General features: G+C 41.5%; 7 protein-coding genes and 2 pseudogenes. 2 read left to right on the top strand and 7 right to left on the bottom strand.

Annotated features, from left to right (window positions below; translation table 11 throughout):
• A pseudogene (locus tag H540_RS30415) lies at positions 1-252 on the top strand (IS5/IS1182 family transposase); the annotation flags it as partial.
• A 152-nt stretch (positions 253-404) separates the two neighbouring features.
• Here H540_RS30415 and H540_RS0120365 read toward each other — a convergent pair.
• The 3 genes and pseudogenes from H540_RS0120365 to H540_RS35640 all read right to left on the bottom strand — a co-directional run.
• Positions 405-1,559, bottom strand: a complete 1,155-nt coding sequence (locus H540_RS0120365) for a YhgE/Pip domain-containing protein (protein ID WP_028402164.1) — start codon at positions 1,557-1,559, stop codon at positions 405-407.
• 148 nt (positions 1,560-1,707) lie between these two features.
• The gene (gene asnB / locus H540_RS0120370) at positions 1,708-3,534 is read right to left on the bottom strand and encodes an asparagine synthase (glutamine-hydrolyzing) (protein ID WP_028402165.1); all 1,827 of its coding nucleotides are present in this window, start codon (positions 3,532-3,534) and stop codon (positions 1,708-1,710) included.
• 318 nt (positions 3,535-3,852) lie between these two features.
• A pseudogene (locus H540_RS35640) lies at positions 3,853-4,074 on the bottom strand (MarR family transcriptional regulator); the annotation flags it as partial.
• A 381-nt stretch (positions 4,075-4,455) separates the two neighbouring features.
• Here H540_RS35640 and H540_RS33475 point away from each other — a divergent pair.
• Entirely contained in the window at positions 4,456-4,722 is a 267-nt protein-coding gene (locus H540_RS33475) for a hypothetical protein (protein WP_155891095.1), read from the top strand.
• Here H540_RS33475 and H540_RS0120380 read toward each other — a convergent pair.
• From H540_RS0120380 to H540_RS0120395, 4 genes are all read right to left on the bottom strand, one after another.
• On the bottom strand, positions 4,717-6,060 hold the full coding sequence (locus H540_RS0120380; RefSeq protein WP_028402166.1) for an SCP2 sterol-binding domain-containing protein: 1,344 nt from the start codon (positions 6,058-6,060) through the stop codon (positions 4,717-4,719). The two genes, H540_RS33475 and H540_RS0120380, sit on opposite strands and share 6 nt — an antisense overlap.
• A 71-nt stretch (positions 6,061-6,131) precedes the next feature.
• Positions 6,132-7,187, bottom strand: a complete 1,056-nt coding sequence (gene argC / locus H540_RS0120385; protein WP_028402167.1) for an N-acetyl-gamma-glutamyl-phosphate reductase — start codon at positions 7,185-7,187, stop codon at positions 6,132-6,134.
• A gap of 59 nt (positions 7,188-7,246) precedes the next feature.
• Entirely contained in the window at positions 7,247-7,687 is a 441-nt protein-coding gene (locus tag H540_RS0120390; RefSeq protein ID WP_028402168.1) for a PaaI family thioesterase, read from the bottom strand.
• A 56-nt stretch (positions 7,688-7,743) separates the two neighbouring features.
• A complete protein-coding gene (locus tag H540_RS0120395; RefSeq protein WP_028402169.1) occupies positions 7,744-8,346 on the bottom strand; it encodes a TetR/AcrR family transcriptional regulator in 603 nt (200 codons plus the stop codon).
• Positions 8,347-9,397: the final 1,051 nt, after the last annotated feature.

Here is a 9,397-nt window from a genome sequence, read left to right on the forward strand (position 1 = left end):
ATCAGTTGGAACCGCCGTACTCGGTTCCTCCATACCAATATCTTTGAAGAAATCTTTGATGAAATTGTACGCCAGGCGAAGGAACACCGCATGGTAGGCGGGCGCGCTCTCATGACAGATTCCACTCACATCAAAGCGAACGCCAATAAAAATAAATTTGTAAGACAAATAAAGAAAGAACGACCAAAAGCCTACTTAGAAGAGCTAGAACAGGCCGTAATGGAAGACAGATTGCTCCAAAAGAAGCATCAAAGAAGTGAGCAACTGATACCTCCATTTTCCTTTTAATATCATAGCCGCTCATTGGTTCTTCGGACAAAAATCAAAATAACATTTTGTATGTTCATTGTTTGTACCTCTTTTTTTGATATTTTACCGTTTTTAAAAGTTTATAAAAACCATTTTTATACATTTGTTAAGTTTGAACTTTTTTCTTTTTTATTTTCCCATTGTAGAGCCACTAGTATTAATGTAATGACGATAATTCCCATTAAAATCCTACAAAGCATAATTATCTCATAAGAAATGGATGGACCTCCAGTAACCAGTTTCATGATTCCGTCAACTGCATAAGTTGCTGGTAGAAAGTTACTTACAGTTTGATAAAAATTTGACAATAACTCCCTTGGTATAGTTGAACCAGATGATAACAGTTGAATAGATAACATAGCAATATTTACCCATCCACCTGCATCACCCACAATAAAAAATGGAACCTGGGCAAGGAATAGAAATGTTAGTACATATATCATTTGAAAAAACCACATTGTTATAAACCCTTGATGAGAATGTACGCCCATTACATAAACCATAATAGATCCAATGGTAGAAATCAGGATGGTAGCCGTAATAATTAAAAGAACTCTTGCCCCAAACCTTTGCCAACGATTGTATAAAATCTTGAAAGCTTTAGCAGCTTTGTTCATTTCCATTATAAATAGCATTGAACCTGTAAAGGATGCCATTACTAACATCATAGGAACCATCAATCTTGAAAAATTTGAAACTTTATTAATATTGTTAACAACAGGATGTACACGTTCTGATAGTCCTTGAGACAATCCAATAGCTTGATTAGAAGGTACATGCATTTGCTCAAAAGTAAATTGTAAGCCCGACTTCACCGATTCCTTATTAATCGTACTAGTTACTTTTTCCTCAACTGTTTGCATTACACTTTTTAACATACTTGGATTTGATTCATTTAAAGAGTAAATGATTTTCGCCATTTTTTCATTATTTTGAAGCGTAGAAGTAAAATCTTCTGGTATATAGATTACCATTTGAACTTTACGATCATCTAGCTTATCCATTGCACTTTTTAAGACTGAAGACTGAGTAATTTTAAATTTTAAGTTTTCTTCTAAATTCTTTGCTACTTGTGCTCCTATTTTAGAGTCTTCATTTACAATAATAATTTTAAATTGATCAATGCGGTCAGTAACATGATCATATCCTGTAAGCCAGATAATGCTAAATAATACCTGAAATATAATTGCAGTTATTAAACCAATAATGACGCTCGGTGTTTTTAATAAGGATAAATATAAATTTTTCATTTCAGTAATTCTCCTTAAATTTACTTATGTTTTTTAAAATCTATGATATTCATTATTTTAAGGTTGTTATTACCCTTATTTGCCGTTTTTTATGATACTAATAACATTTGGCAAAGAGCAAAGGCTGGCAAACGCCAGCCCGAGAGATTCAAATTTCAATTTTAATATCATATTCTTTTATCCAATAATTAATTTGCACTAAATAATCAAGCATTCCACGGGCACTATCACCGTTTATTTTTTCATCTTTGCCCTCTGCAATTGTGCGTACCCGTTCCACATCTATTAATTGGCGGATCGGCGCTTCCGTGTCATCAAGAATATCAAGCATCCACTTACTGATCAGTTGCAAGTAAGCCTCATCTTTTGTGCTTGGATAAGCGCTTTTTTTGCGGTATCTGACATCTTCAGGAAGATACGCCTTCAAAGCACGGCGCAAAATTCCTTTTTCAATATCATCAATGCTTTTTAAGTTAAATGGTACATTCCATAAATATTCAACAAGACGATAATCACAGAATGGTACACGTACTTCAAACCCTGTCATCATGCTGGCCCGGTCTTTTCGATCCAACATAAATGGAAGAAAGCGGGTAATGAATAAGTACGACATTTGTCGCTGCTTTTTCTCAATCTCTTTTTCACCTTCAAGAAATGGAATTTCTGTAACGGCATCTTTAAATCGCTGCTTACGGTATTCTTCAGGCTTAATTTTTTCTTTGATCTTTTCAGTTAACACATCAGAAGTAAACCCAAGATTGACGAGCCATGGGAAAATATCAGCATTTAAAAACTCTTCCTGATAAAACCACGGATAACCTGAAAATACTTCATCAGCAGATTCTCCGGACAACGCAACTGTTGCATTTTTCTTTATTTCTGTGAACAGCAAGTAAAGGGAAGTCTCGAATTCACCTACACCCGGCAGGTCACGAGCTCTCATGGGTTCTAATAAATGTTCTACAAGCTTTTTCGCATCAAATACTACAGAATGATGTTCGGTTCCTACATGCTCAGACACCCGCCTAACCCAAGGTTCATCCTTATCTCGGCGAAGAAAATCACCTTTAAAATCGCGATCATTATTTTCAAAATCAATGGAATAAGTGTGAAGTGTTTTGCCTTTTTCCCGAAAGTTCTTACCCGCTATAGCTGTTAATCCGCTGGAATCCAATCCGCCTGAAAGCATACACACAAGTGGTTTGTCAGCGATTAATTGCCGTTTTACAGTGTCTTCAAGAATAGAACGGATGGTTGATACCGTCGTTTCCACATCATCAGTATGCTTTCTGCTTACCAATTTCCAATATTGAATATTACGGAAGCCGTCAGCTGTAAACGTTACATAGTGACCAGGTTTTACTTCCTCGATATCCTTGAAAACCCCTTTTCCTGGTGTTCTCATTGGTCCAAGCGCAAAAACTTCAGCAAGGCCTTCACGGTCAATCTTCGCTTCGACAAGAGGATGGCTAAGCAAAACTTTAAGCTCTGAGCCAAAGATAATGGAGCTGCCCCTTTTGGCAAAGAATAACGGCTTTACACCTAAGTGATCACGCCCAAGCATTAATTGCTTTCGCTTCTCATCCCAAATTCCGAAAGCATAAATTCCATTAAACTGCTTGACACACTCTTCCTTCCATTCTATGTATGAGTGAAGAATCACTTCAGTGTCAGAATTTGTTTTAAAAACATGACCTTTGCTTTTTAGCTCTTCTTTTAGTTCAAGATAGTTATAAAGTTCACCATTATAAGTTAAAGCAATTGTGTTTTCCCTATCCTCATAAACCATTGGCTGCAGTCCGCCCGCTGGATCAATGACAATGAGACGCCGGTGGCCAAATGCAGCACGTTCTGAATACCAGAATCCATCTTTATCAGGGCCGCGATGAGTAACAGAATTTGTCATCTCTGTTAAAATCGGTTGCTGATTCGAGAGGTCTTTTGACCAATCGACCCATCCTGTAATACCACACATATTTTCTCCCTTCTTTTCAAATAGTATTAGGCTGTTTTTATGACAGCTACTAGGTTATTACAACCTTTAAATTCGACCTATTTCGTCTTATATGCCCGTAATTGATAACGCAATAATATGCTTTTCAGGATTTCGGTGTATTAGGCGGCTCATCCCTATCCCTGGATGTAGCACATATCATTGCGTATCTTCATTCCTCGCATGAGGATACTATTTGTACCCAACCCGTATTGCAAACGTCGGCGGCTCATTTGATGTCAAAGCTTAAGCTCGCCACTTCATCCATCATTTGCCGCATGAATGCTGCATATTCTGCACCTAACTGGCGCTCGAATTAGCCTGAGCGCGATCCCATCCCGCTCTTCCCAATTCGATACGCTTGAGCCCCTCGTCGGTAATCGATACAATTCTGGCACGCCGATCGGTTTCACTAACCTGAATCGTTATCAGGCCGTCCCGCTCCAACGGCCGAAGTTTATGCCCGATCGTTGCTTGGTCCATGGTCATGAGTTCAGCGAGTTCCAGCATCGTCTTCGGACCACGATGTTTAAGATATCCTCAGATGGAGAATTGTGTAGAGCGCAATCCCGCCTCCGACAAGCAGGTGTCATAGAAACGCGTAATATGGCGTGCCGCGCGCCTTAATTTTGTACAATTACAGAGACCAGGGATATCATTATTGGTAGCCATAAAATCTACTCCTCCATTACGCTACCAGAAGGTGACCAGTTCTTCTGATTCACGGCGGCCCAATCGCTGGGACGGCCATCGATGCGATGCATGCGCAAGCCCTCGTGAGCCTTGAGAATTTCAGGATCCAATGTTTTCGATGGGAGTGTACTCAGCGGCAAGACGACCTACCGGCGTGAGAGCTGCTGTGTCCACATAGCCCTTCTCAAGGTCATAGAGATCGTCACGGATATGAAAGCGAACGACACGGCCCCAAACGACATGATCGTCAAATTCGCCAACCGTAAAGTCACGTTCGAGTTTGCACTCCATGGCAACAGGCGCGAGCGCGACACGCGGCGGTCGCACGACGACACTGGGGGCTTTTTCAACCCGACGGCTTCAAACTCGTCGACCTCCGTCGCGTGCTCAATTGCCGATCTGTGCATGTTGTCAGCAAGGGGCAGCGTGAAGCCGAATGTCTGCGCCTTTTTGTTGAAATCTTCTCTTCTTTTATGACGGGAAGCACCTGCTGAAAGCCTTAAGCAGCTTTAAAGGGCCTTTTGTGCGAATTCTACCTGTCATGAAAGCTGATAACATCCCGGTTTCTTTGGCCAGCAGCCGAATCCATGTTCGACTGTCCGCAATAAGCTGAAAATCCGCATCCCCGATATGTCCCGCTTTCACAGAAATGGTTTTGTTCTGAATGACAACCGTTGCTTGAGCCTCCTCTTCTCCTGTAAATGTAAAATGATAGGTTGCCGCTAAATCTTTGGCTTGATTTCTTTGAAACATATGGGGAAGCCCAGCCAAAAATGCCTGGATTGATTTCGCTCGTAAGCCGTTGCTCACCAGCCGCACTTGTTTATGAGGAAAACGCTTTTTTGCATAATCCTCGGCGTCGGAATTCGGTACGACATATATCTTTTCCTTTTTATCCTGTAGCGGTTTGGCAACTTCTTGGAAAAATTTCTTACGGTCGGCAAGAAACGGACCAATCACATCTTCTCCTGCAGGACAAACGGACAGACAGTAGGCTGCTTTATAGTTGGCCCCAAAAGAAAGGCTCTGCCACATGGATGCTGTTTCTGAGTCCTTCACTTTGGCCTTGTACGCTTTAGAATTTTTGCTGTCGGTAATCTTCTCCACCCAATCGGTGAAGCCGCCGGAAAATTCCCTATAATTGTGCGTATAGCAGGCGGAGAAATTAAAGTCGCCGTCAGCGCCAATGGCTCCGACCGGGCAGGCGGCCACGCACAATTTGCACTCCAAACACGGATTGTAATCAATGGGCCGACTTTCTGAAGTCAAATCCGCATTCGTAAGGATCGTACCTAACAAAATAAAGTTGCCGAACTTGGGATGAATGACATTTCTATGGATGCCGATTTGTCCGAGTCCAGCTGCAACCGCGATCGGTTTATGTGAGATGACCCATGCTTTTCCGGTGCTTTCCATCTCCATCGGGAACCCCGCCGGCGGATTCAACGCTTTAATGCCTTGCGCTTCAAGTTCTTTTACGATCTGATGACCAATATGCGTCACTTCATCGACAACATGATGAAATTCCGTGTTGGCAACGGACCTGACGGTCGAACGCAATGGTTCACGGTTCATTTTGCAGACGAAACTAATCAGTGTTCTCGCTTCGGGAAACAGACTTATAATCTCTTTGCGCTGGTCATCAAGTTCAGTTCGGCTGATAGAGACGAATCCAACATCGTCTGCTCCTGCTTGCAGACATATATCCCGCAACCACTGCGTATCTAGAGGAGCACCGCCGATTCCTTGAACAGCTTCCTGTTTCATGTAGTACATCTTAACAGTAGGATGGTCGTTCAGTGTCGATTTTGGCACAGTATTCATCTCCTTTATGAATAAGATTCTATCGAGACAAGCTCTTGATATCTCATTCGATACACACCTTTTTAATACGGATGAATACCAAATGTATCTAAACCTGTTGTCTCGTCCAAGCCGAACATAACATTCATGTTTTCAATCCCAACCAATGCTCCACCTTTTCCTACGCTATCCAAGACACTAAGAACAACGATTCTACCTCTGGATTCATCAACGTCCAAACCAATATGACAAAAATTTGTTGAAGATACTGCGGATACCCAAGGATATGGGGCATAGTTCCACGAACCATTCGTATTGGAGGGCAAATCGATGACTTTAACGAAGAACTCGTTACGATAAAACTCTTGATAAAGTTCTATCAAGTCTTTTCTTTTTACACTTTTTGTGGGAAAACAGTGATTTACGGTCAATATTCCCCTTGATATCGGCACATAATGGGGTGTGAAGTGCACGTGGACGGATTGTCCTGCAATTGCGGATAATTCCTGTTTCATTTCATAGGTATGCCGATGATTCACCACGTTATAGGATAAAATATTATTATGTATTTCAGGATGATGAAGAGCACGATCTAGCTCATTCCCAGCTCCAATCGTTCCTGACATACCGTCTACAACAATTTTATCTAAATCAATGAGCCCTTCCCTCACCAGTGGTGCAAGTGCAAGGATTGTTGATGAAGAGAAACACCCAGGATTTGCGACAAGTCTCGTACTCTTAATGTCTTTTCGATGTAGTTCGGTTATTCCATAGACCGCTTCAGATACCAATTTCCATTGACTATGCGTTTTGTTGTATACTCGTTCCCAATCCCCTTTGTTTTTCAAGCGAAAGTCAGCACCAAAATCAATCACTTTGGCTCCTTGAGATAAAAATTTTGCTGCAATGTCCATTGCCAGCCCACTAGGGACTGAAACAAAAACTACATCACAAGGCGTGATATCATCTGGATGAGTATATTGAATCCCTCTTCCAAAAAAGTTTTTATTGAAAACTTCAATGCTAGTATCCCCTCTACTTGTTGCCCACTCCACACTAACATTTGGATGCCTTAATAACACACGGAGTGCTTCTGCACCCATGTAACCAGATGCTCCATAGATTCCAGCTCGAATCATTCCATCTCACTCCATAATAAAAAAATATCTTCCGTCCTTCTCATGATAGCCACTCGACTTCATCTCCCCCGCGCCTTCTTACCTTGGAGCGCCATACCCGTGCTGCTCGCACGTGCCACAAGTTTGTTCCGCTCATCAAATATGTCACATTCCAATAACCCTATCATTTGCCCTCTTTTTACAACCTTTCCCACGGCACATAGGGTTGAATTCCACACTGGTTTCAAATAGTTAATCTTTAGTTCAATCGTAGTGAACGTCTCATCCTCATCAAGTGTTGTCGCATAAGCAAGTCCCATCGCGGTATCTGCAATAGCGGAAAGCACACCCCCATGAAGTGTACCCATCGGGTTCGCATGGATATTTACGTCCGCCGTAAACGCAATCTCCACATGCATATCGGACACATCCGATATGCTGTACCCAAGGAATTTTGAGCTTGGCGGCGGCGGTACGATTCCATTAATCATGTTTAACACATATTCCAACCCAGCTTTCATTTAATCCTCCTTTCAGAGACCGTTCGGTCTGTTTTTAGGAATAAGAAAATGTCGTATTAACTACGACAAATTTGGTGCGACAAGAAGTCTTTAAGATGTTTCCTCGCATATGCCATCGGTTTCGTTTGCCCATACAATTTACTCAACATAAGCGCGCCTTCTAGCGTGGATATCCAAACCGTTGCAACGTAATCAACATCAAGCGTTTCATTGAACTCGCCAGACGTTACACCTCCTCGAACGATAGAACGGATGAGGTTGAGCAAACCGTCCATCGCCATTTGCGCTTTTTCTCGCAAGATTGGATCCGTATCGTCTACCTCAATTGCCGCATTCATGATCGGACAACCACCTGGCATCAATTCCTGTTCTGCCACGCGTTGAACAACATCCACAATTGCCACCAATTTGTTTGCATATGACGAATGCCGAGCGATTGCGTTAATATATTCGTTGCCCATTTCTTGAATGGCAAAGTCGAATGCGCCTCGCATCAAATCCTCTTTCGTCTCAAAGTGGTTGTAGATACCTCCTTTTTTTAATCCCGTTTCTGCCATAACATCAGAGATAGACGAAGCCGCGTACCCACGCGTGTTAAACAGACGCGACGCCTTTTGCACAATGAACGCTCTCGTCTTTTCACCTTTTGTATTTCGCATGTCTTCCCTCCGGTGTCATCAAGTTTATGTGATTTTAAGACCGTTCGGTCCTTTTTTTTAAAAATTATACCCAGATGTTCATTGTATGTCAATGGTTAATGTTATCTTCGAAGGGGTAGACACTTCATTTCGCACACCCATTTGCCATACCATTCAATTAACCGACCTGTCTCGCACGGAATCCGCGAATTTGCTGCACAATTTCCTCAACGTGGGACTCAAAGGCACGATAATATCCACACTACGACCTATTTCTACACCTATATCAGCTGATGAACCCCAAGGATTAATAAAAATTAGGTTCATGAACTTTTTGCGGGATAGCTCCTATACTTCAACATAGATCGACATAATGAAAACCGTTTACAATCGTTTATTAATTTACATGCTCCTTTACAAATCTTTGGTCGTTTCAAAAGGTACACCTTTTGGTACGAAAACATACACCCTATAAAATCAACATTTTTATGGTTTCAAAAGCTTAGGAAATTTATTTTGAAACGCACCATAATTATCATTTACCTTTTGATACTGTTAATTTTCATTTAATTTGTTGCTTTTTTGTCATCGGAAATGACGCATAGAAGGGGAGTACAAACATTATGCTGTAATTTTGTATACTAAGAAATTTTCAAACTAAAAAGCCTGATTCCCTCAATTTTTAAGGAATCGGCTGATTTAAATTTTATTCTACAATCGCGACCTTTCGTATTATAAGGTCATCCAGAATATATATCTGGTTGGCCTATTTTTAATAGGTTATTCTTTAGGTAGCCGGGGTAGGACGTTCGCGCCCTTGGGACAAGGATCCCGTCCGTTATACTGTCCACCCCCTACTTGTAGAAACATGTTTGAGGCTGGTTGGGGCTTTGACCCCGAATAACAAGCGAAGCTATGAAACTACAAGATAGTCAGGGGCTGCCGGCAAATACAGTAAAAGGAGATGTGATAAAGTATGGATCCAGTCATTGGTCTGGATATCGCAAAAGGAGAAAGCCAAGTCCAAGCTTTCTTGGCAAGAAAGCAACCTTTTGGAAAAACCTTTAAGTTT

The organism is Ectobacillus panaciterrae DSM 19096, assembly GCF_000430785.1.
In the GTDB taxonomy this organism is placed as follows: Bacteria; Bacillota; Bacilli; order Bacillales; family Bacillaceae_G; genus Ectobacillus; species Ectobacillus panaciterrae.

Excerpts from the sequence above, each read along its gene's own strand:
- asnB (WP_028402165.1), bottom strand. The coding sequence starts at position 3,534 with ATGTGTGGTATTACAGGATGGGTCGATTGGTCAAAAGACCTCTCGAAT.
- H540_RS0120365 (WP_028402164.1), bottom strand. The coding sequence starts at position 1,559 with ATGAAAAATTTATATTTATCCTTATTAAAAACACCGAGCGTCATTATT.
- H540_RS0120395 (WP_028402169.1), bottom strand. The coding sequence starts at position 8,346 with ATGCGAAATACAAAAGGTGAAAAGACGAGAGCGTTCATTGTGCAAAAG.
- H540_RS0120390 (WP_028402168.1), bottom strand. The coding sequence starts at position 7,687 with ATGAAAGCTGGGTTGGAATATGTGTTAAACATGATTAATGGAATCGTA.
- H540_RS33475 (WP_155891095.1), top strand. The coding sequence starts at position 4,456 with ATGAAAGCGAACGACACGGCCCCAAACGACATGATCGTCAAATTCGCC.
- argC (WP_028402167.1), bottom strand. The coding sequence starts at position 7,187 with ATGATTCGAGCTGGAATCTATGGAGCATCTGGTTACATGGGTGCAGAA.